Origin of the sequence: Sporomusa aerivorans (assembly GCF_041428895.1) — a bacterium.
Classification (GTDB): Bacteria; Bacillota; Negativicutes; order Sporomusales; family Sporomusaceae; genus Sporomusa; species Sporomusa aerivorans.
Window position 1 is genome coordinate 1,234,402 of sequence record NZ_CP156926.1, and the last position, 20,992, is coordinate 1,255,393.

Sequence of the window (20,992 nt, forward strand, 5' to 3'; positions counted from 1 at the left end):
ACCCAATGTCAATATCGAAAGGATTGTGAAGCCGCTGTTGAGGTTACCGAGCTAAATTTTGCGAACACGGCGGATAAGCGTTCTCCGGTGGGCGGATGATGCCCTGTATGAGACTAAGGCGGCAGGCAGGAAACGTGTGGTCTGTTTTTACTAAAAATATTTGGAGGGGAAAACATAGAATGACACAGGAAGCGGCAAAGAAAAAAGCAATTGTGGTCGTTAGTTTCGGCACTTCGTATCCGGAAACCTTAAAGCAAAATATTGAGAGTGTGGAGGACCGTATCCGGGCTGCTTTCCCTGATTATGAGGTTCGCCGGGCTTTTACTTCCCGCATGGTTATTAAACGCCTGACGGAACGTGACGGGGTTCAGACTGATAATGAGATACAGGCTTTGGAACGTCTCCGGAACGAGGGCTATCAGGAAGTATATATTCAGCCGCTGCATATTGTGGCCGGCGCTGAATATGACAAGATAAAGCGGCTTGTCAGCCGCTACGCCCATGCTCAGGACAAAGCTTTTGCAAAAATCCGGCTGGGCCGGCCGCTGCTCTACTGCTTGGGGCAGGAGGAGCACCCGGACGATTATGCGATTGCCGTAAAAGCGCTGGCGGCGCAACTGCCGGCCGCTGATCCGGCCAGTGCGGTTGTAATGATGGGACATGGTGGGATACATCCGGCTAATGCCGCCTATGGTGTATTGCAGCTTAAGCTCGAGGATGCCGGACTTGCCAATGTCTTTATTTATACAGTCGAGGGCTATCCGTCGCTGGAACGGATTATTGGCAAGCTTAAAGAAAAACAGGTGGAAAAAGTTACACTGATGCCGTTTATGCTGGTAGCCGGTGATCATGCCACCAATGATATGGCCGGCGAAGAGGAGGATTCCGCCAAATCGCAGCTACTGGCGGCCGGTTTTGCGGTTGACGTGTACTTGCGGGGGCTGGGTGAGAATTCCGCCTTTCAGGATATCTATGTCCGCCATCTTAAAGAGGCAATAAACCACCCGCCGCACGGGCATGGACATTGAGGCGGTTAAGGGAACCGATAAGGCACGGGTCAGTCTGGCTGGTACTTTTCCGGCAGTAACCGGAAAAATATAACGGTGATTTAATATCTTTATATAGTAATCGAGTCGTTTGTGTGACATTGGATAATTTCATATGCCTTTTTAGAAGGCGAAACAGGTGCCCTGCAAGGGGCTTAATAGAGAAGGCGGTTGAGCAATGCTGATTCCGCCGCGGTCCCGCCGCTGTATCGGGGAGCAGGTTTGCATTAGGCCACTGGGGGAAACCACCGGGAAGGCGCAAATTCTGTCATGATCCGGAGCCAGAAGAACTGCCTGTTTGACAATCACCGTTCGAGTCACGAGAGATGGCGAGGGGATTCTTTTCCGGATTGTTTCATTGTTATCAATCCGGAAAAGCTCCTGCAATCATGGCGGGAGCTTTTTTGTGTAGGTTATTTACCTGCAGCAGCCAGGAAATATGTAAAGCTAATAGTCAGCCGGTATTGACGGTAAACGGTAAGCAAATAATCGGTTAGGGGGTATAAGGTGATAATAAAATGATGAATCTGTGTGAATTGCCGCAGAGTGTTATCCAAGCTGATTTGAACTTGAACCGGTTTTCACTGGAAAAAGTAGCCAACGGTATTTCGAAAAAGGTTTATATAGTGACTGATGACCATGGCAACAGAACAATCCTTTATATTTGGCAAAAACCTTTCCTGGGATTAACGGGAGCTCACACTGAAGGCCTGGATTACTTATATGCGGAAGGCTTTGAATATTTTTGCCATAACACGCGATTGTTGACAGATATAGGTATCCGGGTCCCCCGCATAATCAAAACAGGCCATTTTTCCGCAAATGACAATTTTGCTTATGCGTATGTGGAATGCTTTGAGGGAGTCAGTCTGCAGGAGTACCTGCAGTACGGGAGAATAAAAGATGTCAGTGACAAGGTGGCTGCAGAACTCAAAAAGTTTTACGCCTGCAGCCGGGATTATTATGGGCCGCCTATATTTAGCACCGGCCACACAAAATCCTGTCAGCAGTTATGTTATGAACATGCTGTGGAGGAACTGGGAATTGCCTGCGGCCTGGACAGTGACGTTGAGGGGATTAAAAATCTGGTTTGCCGGCAGTTGAACAATTTTATGGTTATTTTCAGCCGCCAGGCCGGGCCAGCCGGCTATACGCTTATACACGGAGAAGCGACGCCTCAGCATATCTGGTTGTTGAACGACGGCACAATCGGCTTTATTGATATCGAAGGCGTTAAATATTTTGAGATTGAATTTGAATATGCTCTCCTGGAGATGCTGTATAGCTATTTACCGGCTGGCAATCCGGAGGATTATGACCGGAATAAAGTACTGTTTTATAGACTGTATCACCGTATTTGCTGGTTATCGGTCGCCGTGGATTATTTACAGCATGTTGATAAAAACAGCCAGTTTTTTATTAAGCTAAGGCGTATAATGCTCCGGGAACTGTCCGGTGGAAGCCCGGCCCGGATATAATTTAGCAGGGAAGTGATAGTATGGTTTTATATATTGTTAACGGTTCCGTCCTGAAAACATATTTGGCGGCTAAATGCGAGGACGGTCAGAAAATTATCGCTTTTAATGAGTCGATGATTACCGGGAAGTGCGGTGAGGACATTTTTAGCGACTCGTTTTTCCGGCAGCGGGCCGAGAACCTGCAGATCGCTTATGAACAGTATGACGCAGTAACGGTTGCGGAACTGGATGAATTGTTGCATTTTGCGTATGACGAGATAATCTTATGGTTTGATGCCGATATGTTCTGCCAGATGAATGTGTTAACGCTGTGCGCCTATCTGGACGCTGTTAAGTACCGGGGCAGAGTGCAGCTCAATATTGTCAGGCAGGATTTTTGGCAATGCGCCGGTTGGCAGGACATAGTGATTAAATCATACCCGATTGAGTTACAGGGATATCACGCAATATATCAGGAAGTTCTCTGCGGCAGGCAGGTTAAGGAGAAGGAGTATCCGGTTTTCGCAGAACTACAGCAAGGCATACGTTTGTACGCAAATTATATTTCTCCCCGCGGCGACATCCGGTCGGCAATCGCCAGACTGGTAAAGGAAAACAGGAGTAAACAATTTATCATAAAGGAAATAAGTGAGCAATATCCTCAATATGGTATCGGCGATTATAATATTCAACTGCTTTGCTGTGAGCTGGAGTAGCGGTGGAAGCGAATGAGCGATTCGAGCTGTCCCTTTGCTTCGTCTGAGTTAGTTTGTATTTGACGGTTTTGTTTATAAAATGTTAAAATATAGATATTGTAAGTTCATATGCCTTTTAAGAAGGCGAAACAGGTGCCCCTGAAGGGGCTTAATAGAGAAGTGCGGTTAAGCAATGCTGATTCCGCCGCGGTCCCGCCGCTGTATCGGGGAGCAGGTTTGTATTAGGCCACTGGGTGATTGTCATCCGGGAAGGCGCAAATTCTGTCATGATCCGGAGCCAGAAGAACTGCCTGTTTGACAATCACCGTTTGATCCACGAGCGATGGGGAGGGATTGCACAGTTTTATTACTGATATTTTCCATATTGCTGTGTGTGTAAAAGACCTCTTTCGATATCAACGAGAGAGGTCTTTTTGGTGTCTACTGAGGTTTGGCAGAGTTGTACCGGGATATTGAAGGAGAACTGGAAGAATGCGCCGGTTCATGACAAAAATTAAGGTGTTGCCGGCATATCTTTTTACCGGTATACATGCCAATTTTAAAATTTTTGATAACAAGGCCGGCAGCCAGCCGGTATGGGAGGCAAACAATGAAAAAATATTTGCGGGGACTATTGCTTGCTATTATTTTCTGCGGCAGCGCCATTCCCTGCCTCGGCAGTGAACGGATACCCATCTATACCTTATCCACCGGAGATTCGGTGTACCGGCAGGATACCAATATCATCCTGGCCTTCAATGCTCCCCGGGAGGTCTTAAGCACCTCCGTGGTAAACGGCGGTTACCGGCGCGATCTTAAAGCGGTGTTTAACCATGATATGAAAGGCGCCGTCGGTGTAACGGGGGCCAATTACCCGGAGTACATGCGGCGGGTGGCCGGTGAGCTGGGGCTAAACCCCGCCAGGGTGACCAGCATGGGGACGGCCGCCTCCATGGATAATGTCGCCATACAGTCGGAAAGCTATCAGTCACTAACTGTAACCGCCATCGCCACCGGCGGTGTGGAAGGCAATGGCGGCCGTGCGGGCGATCCGGCGTCTTATTTTATTCCCGGTAAAAAAACGGTGCAGTATAAGCCGGGCACGATTAATATTATGCTGGTCATTGACGCCGATCTTCCGGCGGCTACCATGGCCCGGGCGCTCGTGACCTGTACCGAGGCCAAAACAGCCGCCCTGCAGGAACTGGTGGCCGGCAGCCGCTTTTCAAACGGACTGGCCACCGGTTCGGGGACAGACCAGACTATAGTGATCACCAACCCGGGTTCGTCGCTTTTTCTTGAGGATGCGGGCAAACATGCCAAACTGGGGGAACTGATCGGCCGCACCGTCAAACAGGCCGTCAAGGAAGCCTTGCTGCGGCAAAGCGGCCTGTCCCCGCAAAAACAGCACAGTATGCTGCGGCGTATGAACCGCTTCGGCGTGACCGAGGAAAGCTTGTATCAGCAGTATCTGGAGGAATACGGAGCCATTAACAGACAGCGTTTTGCGGCAGTCCTGCGCCAACTGGACAAGGAGGCGGAACTGGTGACCGGTACGTCACTGTATGTTCACCTCTTAGATCAGAATCAGTGGCAGTTGCTGAGTGGCGGCGAACTGGCCCAGGCCGGCAATGACCTGCTTGTTTTGACCGCAGGCAAGTATCAGGTGTTAGCCCCGTCGGTAGCTACCGGCGAACTGACAGCCGATATCCGGGCCTGGTCGGCACTGGTTGTGAAGATTGTAGCGGACCGGCTTGACCGGATACCCGCCTTGGAAGCTCCGACACCAGTCATTTCACAGCAGGCTATACAAAGTTCTGCCGATGCCTTCACCGAAACCATGCTGACCGGTCTGAGCGAGAGGGAGTAATAGGGTCAGGCTTGAGTTATTAAAATTGACTTAGGATACACTGCGAATGTTATGAAGCAATAGAGAGAGGTCTAATGACAAGGACGGACAAGGACGCAGTCAACCAAAGTACTGCAAATTGTCCCAGCCAATATTACAAGGATTTGGCAAGAGTTAATTGACATTAAAGATGGAGAGGAATAAGTCAATGTCATATGTAACTCAAGCCTGACCCCTTTAAACCCTGACCCCTTTAAACCCTGACCCCTTTAAACCCGATGATTGTGGAAAACATTGTCTAAATTAGTTTATATTTGACAATTTCGCTCATAAAATGTTAAAATAATGTAAATAATATAATTTCATATGCCTTGTAAGAAAGGCGAAACAGGTGCCCCGCAAGGGGCTTAATAGAGAAGTGCGGTTAAGCAGTTTTGCTGATCCCGCCGCGGTCCCGCCGCTGTATCGGGGAGTAGGTTTGCATTAGGTCACTGGATGATTGTCATCTGGGAAGGCGCAAACACTATCATGATCCGGAGCCAGAAGAACTGCCTGTTTGACAATCACCGCTTGAGCCACGAGAGATGGGGAGGGGATTCGCACAGTTTTATTGAAAATTTACTGGTTTACTGTGTTGCTGCAGACCTCTTCCGTTTTATACGGGAGAGGTCTTTTGATGTCTTAGTGAGTTTACAATGAGGAATAGAAAATGAAACAGTTTTTATATCTGGCGGCTCTTTGCTCGCTTTGTCTGCTGCTTACCGGCTGCCCCGCCAGACCGGTTGCCGATAAAACGGTCAGTGCCCGCAGCGGTTATACTGTAACGGACGATAGCGGGTATACCATGCTGCTGGCGGATAAGCCCAAACGCATTGTGTCGCTTGCTTATAGCGTGGATGAGATTATTTTGGAACTGGTGGCGCAGGAGCGGATTCTGGCTTTTAGCCGGCATGCCGGCGATCCGGAAATCACTTTTATTACCGCCGAGCAGGCTGCCAGAGTGGGTCAACGGGCCGTACCCTATGCCGAGGCGCTCATTGCGCTCCGGCCGGATCTGATCTTAGCGGCGCCAGGTACCCTGCGGCCGGAAGCAGTACAGACACTGAGAGAAGTCGGCATTCCTGTATATATTTCCAAAAGTCCGAAAAACTTGCCGGAGGTTAAACAAAGAATTATAAGTTTAGCCCGCGCGGTGCGGGAAGAGGAACAGGGGCAGCGCATGATTGCCCAAATGGAAAAGCGGTTGCGGCAAATTGAAGCAAGATTGGTCCCAGTCACTCCGGCTAACAGCAAATGTGCGATGGCTTTTGATTTTATCGGTGTTATCGGCAACAGAAACAATTTGCTGGCAGATATCTTCCAATATGCCCATTTGCGTAACGGCGCTCTCCTGGCCGGCAGCGACCAGGGCGAAAACCGCCTGTCCAAGGAACAAATTATTGCCGCAAATCCGGATATCTTTCTTTTGCCTACCTGGAATTATGACGGGCACAGTGATGTCGACACCTACCGGCGGCAGATTATGACAGATCCGGCCCTGCAGCATGTTGCCGCCGTTCGCAATGATCAGGTGAAGCTGGTTTCCGACCGCTTTCGCTACGTAGGTTCGCAGCATGTTGTTGAGAGTATTGAGGTATTCGCCCGGACAGCCTATCCGGAGCTTTTTTAATTTTTTTCATAAAGAAGGTCATCATGCTGACGCTATATAAACGAAATCAGAGCAAGATTCTCCTGCTGCTGGCAGCTTTTTTGCTTGCCACAAGTCTCTCGCTTATGCTGGGGCAGGTTGAAATTCCTTTAGCCGGGACAGTTGCTGTGCTGGGCTATCAGCTATATCTGCCTGGCTTCGGTGCAGACGATTTTACGCTGGAGCAACAGTCTATTTTGTGGCAGATACGTATGCCGCGCACTTTGATTGGCATCATGGCCGGCGCCGCCCTGGCTGTTTCCGGTGCCGTCATGCAGGGGATTTTCGGCAATTATTTGGCAGATCCCGGTATTATCGGCGTATCAGGCGGTGCGGCTGCCGGCGCCGTCATTGCCATTGCTTCCGGCATTGGATTTTTGAATCTTTTTTATATGCCGCTGTTTGCTTTCATTGGTGCGGTATGCGCTGCCGGTATCACTGTCTCGCTGGTGATGCGGCAGGGAAAGATTCCGGTGATGCCGCTGCTTTTGGCCGGCGTGGCCGTAAGTATAATCTCAGGCGCCTTTACTGCCGGCATCTTAACCTATATTAACGAACAGAAGGTGCAGCAGTATCTGTTCTGGATGATCGGCAGTCTTGATTTCCGGCGCTGGGAACATGTATATATCGCTTTCTGGCCCATTAGCCTGGGGATTGCCCTGCTGATTTTGCTGTCGCGCCATCTTAACATTCTTGTCTTGGGGGAAACGGAGGCAAGGGCTGTAGGCCTGGCAATCGTTCCTTACCGGCTGCTTTTACTGCTGATCGCTTCCCTGATTGCGGCCACGGCAGTCTGTGTCAGCGGTAATATCGGCTTTGTCGGTCTGGTAATACCGCATATCTCCCGCCTGCTGGTAGGTCCGGATCATCGTCTGCTGCTGCCCTACAGCGCTCTGACCGGCGGCACGTTCTTACTGCTGTGCGACACGCTGGGCCGGATTTTACTTTGTCCCCTGGAAATACGTGTAGGCATTATGACGGCCGTGGTAGGCGTTCCTTACTTCTTATATTTGTTAAGAACCATGCACAGATCATCCTGAAGTTTCTACTGTGCCAAAGGAGTTTTGGTATGACGACGATAAGTATTTTTACCAATGTGGAAAGACAATGTACGATGCTGCGGCAGGCCGGAAAATATCTTACAGACAGCAAAACTGTTTCCTTGGACCTGCATATTTATTTCTTTAATGACACTGTTGCCTGGAGTGCGCAATATGAGTCTTTGCTCGCCAACAGTGACGTGGTCGTTTTCCTGTGGCAAGGTCCTGTTTATGAATGTGAACTGGCAGGCAAGGCCTTGCAGCTGTTAAAGAACCAGGGCAACGGTTTATATGCCTTCCTGTCAACGGCCGACAGCAGCCAATGCACGGTCAGCGGCTTTGCGGACGAGGAACTGAAGCGAATACGCGATTATATCCTGTTCAGCGGCAGCAGCAACTACCAGAGCCTCTTACTTTGGCTGGCAAGTAAGACCGGCCGGGCAGCGCCGGACTATAAGCTGCCGGCGGAACTTGTCTGGCACGGCATCTATCAGCCAGAGGTCAAAGGAAGAGAGGATCGTCCCCTTGTCGGTATTCTGTTTTCGCGTGAGGTGTGGATATGGCAGGATACAGCCTATCTTGATGCCGTCATCAATGCTTTACGTTGCCGGGGGCTGGACGTGCTGCCCGTATTTGGCCTCTGGGAGGATAATAAGGACCTGAATGCGGCGGGAATCAGCCAGGCGGTGCAAAAGTTTTTTTACCGGCAGGGGCAAGTCGTTGTTTCCGCAGTAATCAATACCTTTAGAGTAGGTCTGACCATGAGCCGGCAAAACCTGCCGGGATTTCTACGCGAGCTCAATGTGCCGGTCATTCAGGCCTATACGCTGGTACGGTCGCAGGCGGAGTGGCAGGCGGGCTTTACCGGCATGAACCCGGTAGAGCTTTCGGTCAATGTTGTGCAGCCGGAGTTTGACGGCGTTATTCACGGCGGCGTAGTTGCCGGTACAGAACCCAGCGGCGGCGGCCTGAAACGGTATTTGCCGGTACCGGAGCGGGTGGAGGCGCTGGCCGATAAAGTGAAAAAGTGGGTTAATTTACGCTGCAAAGACAATGCGCAGAAAAAGGTCGCCATTGTTTTTCACAATTATCCGCCGACAAATGCCAATATCGGTAATGCGCTGGGCCTGGATTCGCCGGCCAGTGTTGCCGTTTTGTTAAAAAAGATGGCCGAACACGGCTATACAATTGCCAGGCTCCCGGCCGGCGGGCATGAACTCATGGAGGAGCTTTTGGCCGGTGTGACGAATGACCGGAGATTTCTCAACGACGAACAAATAAATAAAGTGGTGGGCACCGTCGGCCAAGCCGATTACAAAACCTGGTTTGACAAGCTCGATAGGACAACCCGGGATGATTTAAGCAACGAATGGGGACTGCCGCCGGGAGATGTGTTTTTTGCCAATGACAGCCTGCTGGTTCCGGGAGTGCTGAACGGCAATATCCTGCTTACCCTGCAGCCCCCGCGCGGCTTTGGCGAGGAGCCCGGCAAGATTCTTCATTCGCCGACCTGTCCGCCGCCGCATCATTATTTTGCTTTTTATGCCTGGATCAGGGATGTCTGGCAGGCCGATGCGGTTATTCATGTGGGCACGCACGGTTCTCTGGAATGGCTGCCGGGAAAAAATGCCGGTCTGTCCCGCACCTGTTATCCGGAGCTTGCCTTACAGGATTTGCCGAATATTTATCCGTATTATGTCACGATTGTCGGCGAAGGCATTCAGGCCAAACGGCGGGGCGCCGCCTGCCTTATCGGGCATCTTTGCCCGCCGATGAGTCATGCCGATACGTATGAAGAGTTAGCCGAACTGGAAGTGCTTTTGGATGAATATGCGCATTACCGGGAGGAGCAGCCGGCTAATGCCGTACTGATTGGCGAGCAGATTAGCGCGAAAATAGCCGCCCTGCATCTGGAGGAAGATTTGCCCAGGCCGGCCGGGCAGTCGCTGGCCGACTATATTTTGCGCATTCATGCTTACCTTGAGACTTTGAAGCACATGCAAATACGTGTTGGCCTCCACACTCTGGGCGAGGCGCCGCAGGCTTACAAGCTAACTGAATTTATTCTGGCGCTCACCCGGGTGGAAAACGGGAATATTCCTTCGCTGCCGGATGTGATTGCCAGGGCTTATGGTTATGATTATCACCAAATGGTTGAGCGAAGCGGCCAGTTACTGCCTGACGGCAGCGGCAGCTATGCCAGGCTGATTGATGAAATCTGGCTGAGATGTAAAGCGATGGTCGGCTGTTTGCAGGACAATAATTTTTCCGAGTCAGGCATTGCCGCAGTGTTTCAGCTGCCGCAGGTTAAGGAGCTTACGCTTACGGCCGCGGCAACTGAAGAGCTGACAGCCGTTGTGAATTATATATGCAAAGAACTGGCGGTGAATTTGGCCGCTACGGTACACGAGATCACCAATACGCTGCGGGCTTTAAACGGGGAATATATTGCGCCCGGCCCGGGCGGTGCACCCAGCAATGGCCGGGCGGATATCCTGCCGACAGGCCGTAATTTTTATGGCGTTGATCCCCAGAATCTGCCGACGCCGGCAGCCTGGGAGATCGGCAAGACCCTGGCCGAGCAGGTAATCACCCGCTACATTGCCGAGGAAGGGACGTATCCCGAGAGTATCGGCATGGTATTTTGGTCTGATTCCAATATGCGGACAAACGGGCAATGCATTGCCGAACTGCTGTACCTGATGGGGGTCAGGCCTGTCTGGCAGAAGGGCAGCCGCCGGGTTACCGGTCTGGCAGTCATTGCGCTGCCGGAACTAAAACGGCCGCGGATTGATGTTATGGCCCGGGTAAGCGGGTTGTTTCGCGACACGCTGCCCAGCGTCATCACTTTAATGGAAAAAGCTGCCGCGCTGGTAGCCGAACTGGATGAGCCGGAGGAAATGAATTTTGTTAAAAAACATATTAAAGCAGACAGTGCCGCCTTGGAAGCGCAGGGCGTAGAAAAAGAGCTTGCCCGTCAGCAGGCCGGTTACCGTATTTTCGGCTGTCCGCCTGGTGGCTACGGCGCCGGTGTTGCCGCGCTCTTAGAGGCGAAAAACTGGGAGAATGTGCATGATATGGCTGAGGTCTATGTACGGTGGGGCGCGCATGTATATGGCTCCGAGCAGCAGGGGACTTTTCTACCGCACCTGTTCCGGCAAAGGCTGGGCACCGTGGATATCACCATCAAGAACATTGATAATCATGAAGTGCATTTGCTCAATTCGGATGACTTTAATGCCTATTGCGGCGGCATGAACGCTGCCGTACGCAGTATCCGCGGCAAAGCACCGCGCTGCTATATCGGTGACAGCACCGATCACAGCCATACAGAAACCAAAAGTCTTACGGAAGAATTCAGACGTGTATTGCGCGGGGAATCACTAAATCCCAAGTTTATCCAAGGCATGAAAAAACATGGCTACAAAGGGGCGGCGGACTTGGCGGCCTTAGTGAATCACTGCTATGGCTGGGACGCAACCAGTGAAGTCATGCAAGACTGGATGTATGAAGGGCTGGCGGACAAGCTGGCCTTAGACAGCGATATGCAGGCGTGGATGAAAGCAGTTAACCCGTGGGCCCTGCAGAGGATTGCCGAGAAGCTGCTTGAGGCGCAGCGTCGCGGTATGTGGGCCGCCAAACCGGCAACGAAACAAGCCTTGGAACAACTGTATCTTGCTATTGAAGGTGAGCTGGAGGAACGGGCAGATCAATAAGCCAGCTTTAGTAATAACTCATAAGTGATCTGCTTATGTAACTAAATATACGGAAATCAGGTGCCGCAAGGCTTAATAGAGAAGTCCGGTGTGATGCCGGCACGGTCTCGCCACTGTAAAAGGGAGCCACTTCAAAGGATGCCACTGGGAATTTTCCTGGGAAGGCTTGGAGGCGCAATGAACTTGAGTCAGGATAACTGCCTGGTTGATATTACTTTTATTCCCTGCGAGCGACAGGGGGTTTAGTGTGTTTGGCATGGCTTGCTTTTGCTTTACATTGATAAGGCCCCTCCTGCATTTACAGGAAGGGTCTTTTATTTGTCCTGTTAGCTAGCCACCGCCTGGGTTGGTTAAGTCAGCAGCGGTTGCCGCTTTGCCTGCTGCCCGATACACAAGCCGTGTTTTTTTGAAAATAAAAGCTGCTATTGCATGACCTGAAAGCATGGATGCACAGCAAGCTGTTATTTTAAACTGAAAGAAAGTATGACTTTCTTTCAGCATAAAGGCAACATCGGCTTCCGCCTTCGCCAAAGGCTTGGGACAAGCCGTGTTTCTTTATAATTTATTTAGTGAGAGGGGAAATTATTTTTGAAAAAGAAATGTCTTGTGAAACCGGTTCTGTGGAAAAAAGTGATGTTAGCTCTGCTGTTGGCCAACAGCGTCTTTTTTCCGGCTGGTACCGCTCTGGCTGATGCTGAGGAGGAAGCGGACAATTTTACGCTGGATTCGGTGGTGGTTACGGCCCAAAGAAGCGAGACCAAGGACTTAAGGACGCCGGCGGCGGTAACGGTTATTACCGCCAAAGACCTTGCAGAAACCGGTGCGGTAAATGTTTTTGACGCTTTGGAGCATACCATCGGCTTTAACAGCATGTCTTATGGCCCGGCAGGTATGGAATATGGCATGTCTGCCGGTCGGACCCTTGTGCGTGGCCTCGATAAGGGAACGCTGGTTCTGGTCAACGGTGCTCCGGTCAATTTGTTGAACTATAATAGCTCCACCGGCATTCCGCTGGCAGCGGTCGAACGAATTGAAGTGATCAGGGGGGCAGGAGCCACCCTGTACGGTTCGGAAGCATTAGCCGGAGTGGTAAATATTATTACCAAAAAGCCGGGCGGAGCCCAGCAAAACACAGTGAGCATAACGGACGGCAACTATAGTAAAAGCTGGTCTGTAAGCTCGCAATTCGGCGACAGTGCTATTTATCTGAACCGGGATTATGTTGGTGATGTTGACAGGACTTCCAGAGCGAATATTACTACTAAAAGTAATGGAACAGTACAGCCATGGGGTTTAGACAAAGGTACCAAGGACAGTGTTTATTTTACAACGCAGTTAAGCGACAAGTTGAATCTTAACTGGTCGTATACCGATCTGGAGTCCAATCGTCCCCGGTATAATGTCAATGGTTCCCGTCCTCTGTTATATAGATATAATGATACCCGGAATAATATCAATTTGATCTATGACGACAAAGAAGATAATTTTAAATCGGTGCTGTCTTTTAACAAAAGACGGGCTTTTGCCGATAAATATACCTATGCAAGCAAGATATGGAGCGTTAGTGAGCGGTATGATATGTACGGCATAAACTGGGATAACCAGAAGACCTGGAATCTCAGAAATGACCTGGACACGTTGATTGCCGGCGTTACGCTGGCGAACGAGCATTATCATGATCCTTCCACCGATCATGCGGCCGTTCGCAAAAATGCCCTGCGTAACAGCCTCGCCGTATATGGCGCTTATACCTATGCTGTTAATCCTGACTTTAGTGCAACCTTAGGTCTGCGCGAGCATTTTATTGATGATTATGCCAAGTCGATAAGCACTTTCTTGCCACAATTCCAAACCCTTTATAAAATAAATAACAATACTTCCTGGTACACCAATGTCGGCAAGTCATTTCAAATGCCGGCGATAAATCAGTATTTTTCACAGCCAGGCGGTGATTTTAGCAGATTAAAACCCCAACAGGGCTGGAATTATGAGACCGGGTTAAAGATTATCGACCAAAACCAGTCTGTTAAATTGGCGGTTTATCATATGGATATAAAAGACCAATTTATCTGGAAAGAAGATAATGATCGTGAATATATGATTAACACCGGTGATTTCCGCAACACCGGTGTTGAACTGGAATATGTAAGGCTTGTTAATGACAACTGGAAATATAATATCGGCTTTAGCTATTCCAATCCCGAGAACAATGAAAGCGGTTCCTGGACACAATGTAACAGCCGGGTACAAACTACCGCCGGGGTAACCTACAATAAAGACAAATGGCTGACTAACCTCAATTTTGTATTTTTTGGTGACCGTGAAGAAAGCTATTACAAAATTAACGGCGCCATCAGTGATATTCCGGACCGTATCCAACTAAATGCCCTAATTAAGTATCAGCCGGAACGTAACCAGACGGTCGCTCTGAATTTGTACAATATACTTGACCGGGATAATTCTCTGAACAAATATGAGAATCTGGACCTGCCGTTTAACTGGACATTAAGCTACAAGTATACTTTCTAATTTAGCAGGCCAAACCATTTGCCGGGGCTTACAGACGCCACAGGCAGAGCTGAGCTGCCGGCGTCTGCTTTAAAAACGGGACACTGAACCTGTCCCGTTGTCCCTAGGGGGATGCAGTTGTTCCGGCAGTCGGGATGTCATATTTCACAATCCGTGAAGTATACGAAAATACTGTATTCACAACGTTAATTGACAGTAGCTGTATAAACATGATATAATTACTAACGATGTTTAGTTAAAACTAAATATGCGAGTTAGGTGCCCTACGGGGCTTAATAGGGAAGACCGGTGAAATACCGGCGCGGTCCCGCCACTGTAATGGGGAGCGAACCCAAGAATATACCACTGGGATGATTAGTCCTGGGAAGGTTTGGGTAAGTGTTGATCCAGAGCCAGGAGAACTGCCTGACTAACAATCACCGTTTTACTCACGAGCGATGAGGAGGAGATTAAAGAGTCATCTTTCTGGTTGTAAGACCAGTTTTGGATGAGCTTTGTTTGTACATACCCCTTCCTGCGCAGGAAGGGGTTTATTTGTATGGCCCGGTTACAGTCTGCCTTCGCCGCAGGCTGGGAATGACCGCCGTCATTTTGCAACAAACAATTACATATTTGATGAGACTGGTGCCTTAACAGGCTTAATAGGGAAGACCGGTGAAAAACCGGCGCGGTCCCGCCACTGTAATGGGGAGCAGACCCAAGATATGCCACTGAGACGAATGTCTTGGGAAGGTTTGGGCGAGCGATGATCCAGAGCCAGGAGAACTGCCTGTCTAACAATCACCGATTGACCTGCGAGCGATGGGGAGGGGATTATGAGAACAAGGCATCTTTCTGACGACTATTGCTTTTAGCAGTAGTTGCAGAGTTCTCATTGACATCACCACACCCCTTCCTGTTTGCTGCAGGCAGGGGTATTTTATTGCAACAGGTATTTCTTCTGAAAAGTAAGATGTTGGTGTTGCTATTCACGAGGCAGAGACTGACTCTACGGTACGCTTGCTTATGACAAAAGCCGGTGGGGAGTAGGTTCAAGCCCCCTATATATATAATAAAAAACTGTAGGGAGGATTTTACATGTTGATGCACAGGGAGCTAACTTCGATGGAAAACAGGGATCAGGATTTGATAATGCCGGTTCCTCATTCGCTGCGGCCCGAGAAGTTCACCCCGCTTTCCGAACGTATTGCCAACAACGAAGTGCTGACTGGTGTGCTTAGACTGAAAGAGTTAATGAGAATGTCCGATTTTACCACCTATATTGAAAGCCTTGTCGCCGTACGGTTGCAAGACCAGGTCATATGGCTGGTTACTGACCGGGAAATGCATCGTTCGATTGTGGAACGTAATTTTTTGCCGCAGATCAAAAGCGCTTTTGGCGTAACCCGCGTACGTGTTATCAGTCAGGCCTGACAGAAGGGAGACATATGGATATGGCAGAAAGTACAAAGACAGGAAATGCTGCTCATACTGTAGAGAAGCTATTTAGTGAATTCCCGGCGACATCCTATGAGAACTGGAAAGGGGAAGCGGAGAAGGCGCTTAAGGGAGCAAGCTTCGACAACAGAATGATTACTAAAACTTACGAAGAAATTGACCTGCAGCCAATCTATCGACCGGAAAATGTTGCCGATAGCACAATGCATCTTTCTTTACCAGGTTCTCAGCCTTTTCTAAGAGGCCGGCTGGCAGGAGGATATCTGACTTCACCCTGGCTAATCGCACAGGAATGCGAGCAAGCTGATACGGAAAGCTTTAATCAAAATCTAAAGAATGAACTGAGCCGGGGAACAACGGCAGTGCATATCTGCCTTGATACACCGACCCTGCTGGGAAATAATCCTGACGAAGCGCCGGAAGAAGCCGGCAACAAAGGCTTGTCATTGTCTTGTCTAAAGGATTTGTCGCAGGCGCTGGCGGACGTCTCATTAGCTACAGTTCCCGTCCTGGTGCATACCGGAGTGAGCCCGCTGCCGGTACTGGCTTTATTTGGTGCGCTGGGACGGGGGAATGGCGAAAAAATCAAAGAATGGCAAGGTTTTATAGCTGCTGACCCTCTGGGCATACTGGCTGTTCGGGGTGAACTGCCGGCTGCTTTGGAATCGCTGTACGATGAAATGGCCAGCGCAACAATCTGGGCGCAAAAAAATGCACCGGCAGTGCGCACCTTGCTTGCCGACGGCAGCCCATACCATGATGCCGGCGCCAATGCCGTACAGGAACTGGCCTTTGCTTTAAGCACGGCTGTGGAATATGTACGGGCGTTACAGGAACGAGGCCTTGAATTTAACGATATCGCCAAACATCTGCAATTTTCATTTTCGCTAGGCGCGAATATGTTCATGGAATTGGCGAAAATAAGGGCGGCGCGGATTTTGTGGCAGCAGGCCGCACAGGCTTTCGGCGGCAGTGAGGAAGCCGGCAGCACCAAAATACACGGACGTACTTCCCGTTTTACCAAAACCCTTTACGACCCTTATGTCAATATGCTGCGTATGACAACGGAAGCGTTCGCCGGGGTCGTGGCCGGTTTGGACAGTCTGCATGTAGGGCCGTTTGATGAAGCAATCCGGCAAGGTGATGAATTTTCCCGCCGTATTGCCCGTAATACCCAAATCATTCTGCAGCAGGAGTGCTCGCTGTTGCAGCCGGTTGATCCGGCAGGGGGCTCCTGGTACGTTGAGACCATTACGATGGAGCTGGCGCGCAAAGCCTGGAATTTGTTCCGGCAAATTGAGGAGCAGGGCGGCATGTTCAATGCGCTGCGGGCCGGGCTGCCGCAGCAGTATGCGGAGAAAACAGTTAAGAAACGATTTGCCAACCTGGGAAAACGAAAAGATGTTATTGTCGGGACAAATATGTACGCCAACCTTGCGGAACAACTGCTGGAGACACCGGCTGGCAAGCCTGAAAAGTTCAGGCTGAAACGGGCGGGAGAGATAGCAACCTATCGCGACCTGACTGATGCTGTGGAACGTATGCTGCAACTGGGAATTCTTGCGCAAAACAGACATACGGTTGGAGCTGCCGTTGTAGAAACCGCCATCAGCGCAGCTATGAGCGGAAGCTCGGTTGGGGAACTGGCGGCGGCCCTCCGGACGGAAGAAATACAGCCGCTGGCAGTATCCCGGCTGCAGGTGTGCAGGGTGTCCGAACAGTTCGAGAAAATCCGGCAGACAACGGCGCAATTTGCTGCAGAAACAGGGGATAATGTCTGCGTTTTCCTGGCCAATATGGGACCTATTCCGCAGCATAAGCCGCGGGCGGATTTCAGCCGGGGCTTTTTTGAGGTCGGCGGTTTCAGTGTACTGACCAATAACGGTTTTGCCAGTGTGGAGGCGGCGGCGGCAGCCGTAGCGGAGGCTGAGCCGGACGTAGCCGTTATTTGTTCAACCGATGCTACTTATCCCGAGCTGGTGCCGCCTCTGGCTAAGCTGATAAAAGAGCAGACGCCTGGTATCTGGCTGATTCTGGCGGGCTTGCCGCCGGAAGATCTGCAGGCGGTATATAAGGAAGCGGGCGTTGATGAATTCATCCATGTCCGGGCGGATTGCCAGGGAATTTTACTGCGGCTGCAGCAGAGAAAGGGGATGAAGGCATGAGCGTAAAACCGGACTTTACGTCAATTGAGTTTCAGTCGGCCTGCCAGCCGGTGAGCCGGGAGGAATGGCGCCGCAAGATCGAAAAGGAAACGGGCAGGACCGTGGAGGAACTGGTTTACCGGACAATGGAGCAAATCGACATTCAGCCGCTGTATACGGCGGCTGACATGGCCGATGTCGAGCATCTTGCCTATCTGTCAGGCATCCCGCCGTTTTTGCGCGGTCCTTACGCTAACATGTATGTTACCCAGCCGTGGACAGTGCGGCAGTATGCCGGTTTTTCCACGGCGGAAGAAAGTAACGCCTTCTATAAACGCAACCTGGCGATGGGGCAGAAGGGCCTGTCCATTGCTTTCGATTTAGCCACTCACCGGGGCTATGACTCGGATCATCCCCGTGTCGTCGGCGATGTCGGTAAAGCAGGGGTGGCTGTTGACTCCATTCTGGACATGAAGATTCTCTTTGACGGCATACCGCTGGACAAAATGTCAGTGTCCATGACTATGAACGGTGCGGTGCTGCCGATAATGGCTTTCTATATTGTAGCTGCACAAGAGCAGGGAGTGAAGGCCGAAGTACTTACCGGCACTATTCAAAATGATATTTTGAAAGAGTTTATGGTTCGTAATACCTATATTTATCCGCCCGAACCGTCTATGCGCATTATCGGCGATATTTTCGCCTATACTTCACAAAATATGCCCAAGTTCAACAGTATTAGTATTTCCGGCTATCACATGCAGGAAGCCGGGGCTACCGCCGATATCGAACTGGGGTATACGCTGGCCGACGGCCTGGAGTATGTCAAGACCGGTCTGAAAGCGGGACTGGATATTGATGCGTTTGCACCGCGGTTTGCCTTCTTCTGGGCTATCGGCAAGAACTATTTCATGGAAGTAGCCAAAATGCGGGCCGGACGTTTATTATGGGCCAAACTTATCAAGCAATTTAATCCCAAAAACAATAAATCGATGGCGCTGCGTACCCATTCCCAGACTTCCGGCTGGAGTCTGACTGAACAGGATCCGTTCAATAATGTTGTCCGGACTTGCATTGAAGCGCTGGCTGCCTCGCTGGGGCATACCCAGTCACTGCATACCAACGCGCTGGACGAAGCCATCGCGCTGCCTACCGACTTCTCGGCCCGTATTGCGCGTAATACCCAGTTGTATCTGCAGGACGAGACTTATATTTGCAAGGTTATCGATCCGTGGGGCGGCTCTTACTATGTGGAGGCGCTGACACGGGAACTGGTTAATAAAGCCTGGGCTCACATTCAGGAAGTGGAAGTCCTGGGGGGGATGGCGAAAGCTATTGATACCGGACTTCCCAAAATGCGGATTGAGGAAGCGGCCGCCAGGCGGCAGGCGCAAATTGATTCCACCAAGGAGACCATTGTCGGTGTTAACCGGTTCCGCCTTGCCAAAGAAGATCCGCTGGAAATACTCGAAGTTGACAATACTGCGGTGCGTCAGGCCCAGCTTCGCCGGCTGGAAGAATTGAAAGCCAACCGGAATGAAGACGCTGTGCAATCGGCGCTGGAGGCCATTACCAATGCTATGGCAAAAGGCGAGGGGAATGTGCTGGACCTGGCGGTTAAAGCGACCCGGGTCAGGGCCAGTCTTGGTGAAATCTCGTATGCGGTGGAAAAGGTGGCAGGCCGTCACAAGGCTATTATCCGTTCCATTTCCGGCGTATACAGCAGTGAGTTCAGTGATGAACAGGAAATTGAAGCGGTTCGCAAGATGGCTGATGAATTCGAAGAACTGGAAGGACGCCGGCCGCGCATCCTGATCGCCAAAATGGGACAGGATGGCCATGACCGCGGCGCCAAAGTGGTGTCTACCGCTTTTGCCGATATGGGCTTTGACGTGGATATCGGACCTTTGTTCCAGACACCGGAAGAAACTGCCCAGCAGGCAGTGGATAATGATGTGCATGTGGTGGGGATGAGCTCGCTGGCAGCCGGCCACAAAACACTGCTGCCGCAACTGGTGGAAGAACTACAGAAACGCGGGCGGAGCGATATTCTGGTTGTGGCCGGCGGGGTCATTCCGGCTCAGGACTATGATTATTTGCGGGCGCACGGGGCAGCTGCCATCTTTGGGCCGGGAACGGTTATCCCGGTAGCGGCGCAGCGCATTCTGGAAGTGCTGATGCAGCAGGAACAGAGCGTGCAATGACCGGGCAGCAGGGTAAGCGGCTTCCCGAATGGGCCAGCGGCGACGAGAAAGGTTTTGCCAGCAAAGTAATGGAGGGAGTTGCTACCACGCATGACGGCATGCGCGGACCGGGCGGCTGGGCTTTGCCCGCCGCACCGGCGGCGCGGCCGCCCAGGCTGGAGGTTCCGGATTATCAGCGTGGTATCCTGGCCGGTGACCGGGGAATTCTGGCAAGAGCCATCACGCTGGTGGAAAGCAACCATCCCCGGCATGTGGACATGGGGCAGTCGCTGCTGCAGGAACTGCTGCCCTATACCGGCAATGCTATGCGCATCGGCATTACCGGTGTTCCCGGAGCGGGCAAGAGCACCTTCATTGAAGCGCTGGGCTGCCGGCTGTGCGAAGCAGGGCACAAGGTCGCGGTACTGGCTGTAGACCCCAGCAGCACCGTTACCAAGGGGAGCATTCTGGGTGACAAGACACGCATGGAACAACTTTCACGGCTGTCTAACGCTTTTATCCGCCCATCGCCTTCCAGCGGCACCTTGGGCGGTGTAGCCCGCAAAAGCAGGGAAACTATGCTGCTGTGTGAAGCGGCCGGCTATGATATCATTCTGGTGGAGACCGTTGGTGTCGGACAAAGTGAAGTAACCGTCCGTTCAATGGTTGACTGTTTCCTGCTGATTGTATTGACCGGGGCGGGAGACGAACTTCAGGGCATGAAAAAAGGCATTATGGAGCTGGCTGATTTAATCGCTGTAAATAAGGCCGACGGTGAAAACCGGGTACGTGCACTGGGGGCCCGCGCCGACTTTGAACGTGTTTTACATTATCTGAGGCCGGCCACGGAAGGATGGTCCACCCCGGCGCTGACCTGCTCGGCCATGTCCGGGGAAGGCATTGGCGAACTGTGGTCGATCGTCGAAAAGTTTTTTTACCAAGTGAAGGAATCCGGCGTTTTTGCTAAACGGCGTCAGACGCAGGTGCTGGCCTGGATGCGATCTCTGGTCGTGGAGCATCTGCAGCAACGCTTTTTCGAGCATCCGGCTGTGCAGGCCTGTCTGCCCCGGCTGGAGCAGGAAGTCGCGGCGGGAACCATGGTTACTACCCGCGCGGTTCAGGAATTGTTGCAGGCCTATGAGGGTAACCAGGAGTGATAATGCCGGTTTGAGTACATATATTGCCTGTTTCGTGGCAGAGACTGACTTT

The 20,992-nt window shown here is 51.1% G+C and carries 13 protein-coding genes and 6 riboswitches; of the genes, 12 read left to right on the forward strand and 1 reads right to left on the reverse strand.

Going from position 1 to position 20,992, the window contains the following annotated elements:
- Positions 1-179: 179 nt before the first annotated feature.
- The 7 genes from SATMO3_RS05455 (at position 180) to cobN (ending at position 11,490) form a co-directional block, all read left to right on the forward strand.
- Positions 180-1,028: a sirohydrochlorin cobaltochelatase gene (locus tag SATMO3_RS05455; protein WP_371378625.1), complete on the forward strand. Its 849-nt coding sequence runs from the start codon at positions 180-182 to the stop codon at positions 1,026-1,028.
- Positions 1,029-1,166: 138 nt separating this feature from the next.
- Positions 1,167-1,359, forward strand: a riboswitch (cobalamin riboswitch).
- A gap of 205 nt (positions 1,360-1,564) precedes the next feature.
- Positions 1,565-2,524: a hypothetical protein gene (locus SATMO3_RS05460; protein WP_371378628.1), complete on the forward strand. Its 960-nt coding sequence runs from the start codon at positions 1,565-1,567 to the stop codon at positions 2,522-2,524.
- Between the two features lie 20 nt (positions 2,525-2,544).
- Entirely contained in the window at positions 2,545-3,219 is a 675-nt protein-coding gene (locus tag SATMO3_RS05465; protein ID WP_371378630.1) for a hypothetical protein, read from the forward strand.
- 113 nt (positions 3,220-3,332) lie between these two features.
- A riboswitch (cobalamin riboswitch) is annotated at positions 3,333-3,528 on the forward strand.
- A gap of 280 nt (positions 3,529-3,808) precedes the next feature.
- Entirely contained in the window at positions 3,809-5,068 is a 1,260-nt protein-coding gene (locus SATMO3_RS05470; RefSeq protein WP_371378632.1) for an adenosylcobinamide amidohydrolase, read from the forward strand.
- Positions 5,069-5,419: 351 nt separating this feature from the next.
- A riboswitch (cobalamin riboswitch) is annotated at positions 5,420-5,618 on the forward strand.
- Between the two features lie 138 nt (positions 5,619-5,756).
- Positions 5,757-6,716 (forward strand): ABC transporter substrate-binding protein, encoded by a 960-nt coding sequence (locus SATMO3_RS05475; protein ID WP_371378635.1) that lies wholly within the window; start codon positions 5,757-5,759, stop codon positions 6,714-6,716.
- Positions 6,717-6,739: 23 nt separating this feature from the next.
- Positions 6,740-7,774 (forward strand): FecCD family ABC transporter permease, encoded by a 1,035-nt coding sequence (locus SATMO3_RS05480; protein ID WP_371378638.1) that lies wholly within the window; start codon positions 6,740-6,742, stop codon positions 7,772-7,774.
- A 29-nt stretch (positions 7,775-7,803) separates the two neighbouring features.
- A complete protein-coding gene (cobN, locus tag SATMO3_RS05485) occupies positions 7,804-11,490 on the forward strand; it encodes a cobaltochelatase subunit CobN (RefSeq protein WP_371378641.1) in 3,687 nt (1,228 codons plus the stop codon).
- 41 nt (positions 11,491-11,531) lie between these two features.
- Positions 11,532-11,710: riboswitch (cobalamin riboswitch) on the forward strand.
- A 110-nt stretch (positions 11,711-11,820) separates the two neighbouring features.
- Here cobN and SATMO3_RS05490 read toward each other — a convergent pair.
- Entirely contained in the window at positions 11,821-11,991 is a 171-nt protein-coding gene (locus SATMO3_RS05490; RefSeq protein WP_371378644.1) for a hypothetical protein, read from the reverse strand.
- Between the two features lie 87 nt (positions 11,992-12,078).
- Here SATMO3_RS05490 and SATMO3_RS05495 point away from each other — a divergent pair, with 87 nt between their 5' ends.
- The 5 genes from SATMO3_RS05495 (at position 12,079) to meaB (ending at position 20,940) form a co-directional block, all read left to right on the forward strand.
- Positions 12,079-14,019: a TonB-dependent receptor plug domain-containing protein gene (locus SATMO3_RS05495; protein WP_371378646.1), complete on the forward strand. Its 1,941-nt coding sequence runs from the start codon at positions 12,079-12,081 to the stop codon at positions 14,017-14,019.
- A gap of 239 nt (positions 14,020-14,258) precedes the next feature.
- Positions 14,259-14,443, forward strand: a riboswitch (cobalamin riboswitch).
- Positions 14,444-14,624: 181 nt separating this feature from the next.
- Positions 14,625-14,807, forward strand: a riboswitch (cobalamin riboswitch).
- Positions 14,808-15,096: 289 nt separating this feature from the next.
- Positions 15,097-15,432 (forward strand): hypothetical protein, encoded by a 336-nt coding sequence (locus SATMO3_RS05500; RefSeq protein WP_371378650.1) that lies wholly within the window; start codon positions 15,097-15,099, stop codon positions 15,430-15,432.
- Between the two features lie 20 nt (positions 15,433-15,452).
- Positions 15,453-17,621: a methylmalonyl-CoA mutase family protein gene (locus tag SATMO3_RS05505; RefSeq protein ID WP_371378653.1), complete on the forward strand. Its 2,169-nt coding sequence runs from the start codon at positions 15,453-15,455 to the stop codon at positions 17,619-17,621.
- Positions 17,618-19,804, forward strand: a complete 2,187-nt coding sequence (gene scpA, locus SATMO3_RS05510; RefSeq protein ID WP_371378656.1) for a methylmalonyl-CoA mutase — start codon at positions 17,618-17,620, stop codon at positions 19,802-19,804. The genes SATMO3_RS05505 and scpA overlap by 4 nt, the downstream gene beginning before the upstream one ends.
- Positions 19,801-20,940: a methylmalonyl Co-A mutase-associated GTPase MeaB gene (gene meaB / locus SATMO3_RS05515; RefSeq protein WP_371378659.1), complete on the forward strand. Its 1,140-nt coding sequence runs from the start codon at positions 19,801-19,803 to the stop codon at positions 20,938-20,940. The genes scpA and meaB overlap by 4 nt, the downstream gene beginning before the upstream one ends.
- Positions 20,941-20,992 lie beyond the last annotated feature (52 nt).

Coding starts and splice junctions, on each gene's coding strand:
- SATMO3_RS05455 (WP_371378625.1), top strand. CDS start 180: ATGACACAGGAAGCGGCAAAGAAAAAAGCAATTGTGGTCGTTAGTTTC.
- SATMO3_RS05460 (WP_371378628.1), top strand. CDS start 1,565: ATGATGAATCTGTGTGAATTGCCGCAGAGTGTTATCCAAGCTGATTTG.
- SATMO3_RS05465 (WP_371378630.1), top strand. CDS start 2,545: ATGGTTTTATATATTGTTAACGGTTCCGTCCTGAAAACATATTTGGCG.
- SATMO3_RS05470 (WP_371378632.1), top strand. CDS start 3,809: ATGAAAAAATATTTGCGGGGACTATTGCTTGCTATTATTTTCTGCGGC.
- SATMO3_RS05475 (WP_371378635.1), top strand. CDS start 5,757: ATGAAACAGTTTTTATATCTGGCGGCTCTTTGCTCGCTTTGTCTGCTG.
- SATMO3_RS05480 (WP_371378638.1), top strand. CDS start 6,740: ATGCTGACGCTATATAAACGAAATCAGAGCAAGATTCTCCTGCTGCTG.
- cobN (WP_371378641.1), top strand. CDS start 7,804: ATGACGACGATAAGTATTTTTACCAATGTGGAAAGACAATGTACGATG.
- SATMO3_RS05490 (WP_371378644.1), bottom strand. CDS start 11,991: ATGCTGAAAGAAAGTCATACTTTCTTTCAGTTTAAAATAACAGCTTGC.
- SATMO3_RS05500 (WP_371378650.1), top strand. CDS start 15,097: ATGTTGATGCACAGGGAGCTAACTTCGATGGAAAACAGGGATCAGGAT.
- SATMO3_RS05505 (WP_371378653.1), top strand. CDS start 15,453: ATGGCAGAAAGTACAAAGACAGGAAATGCTGCTCATACTGTAGAGAAG.
- scpA (WP_371378656.1), top strand. CDS start 17,618: ATGAGCGTAAAACCGGACTTTACGTCAATTGAGTTTCAGTCGGCCTGC.
- meaB (WP_371378659.1), top strand. CDS start 19,801: ATGACCGGGCAGCAGGGTAAGCGGCTTCCCGAATGGGCCAGCGGCGAC.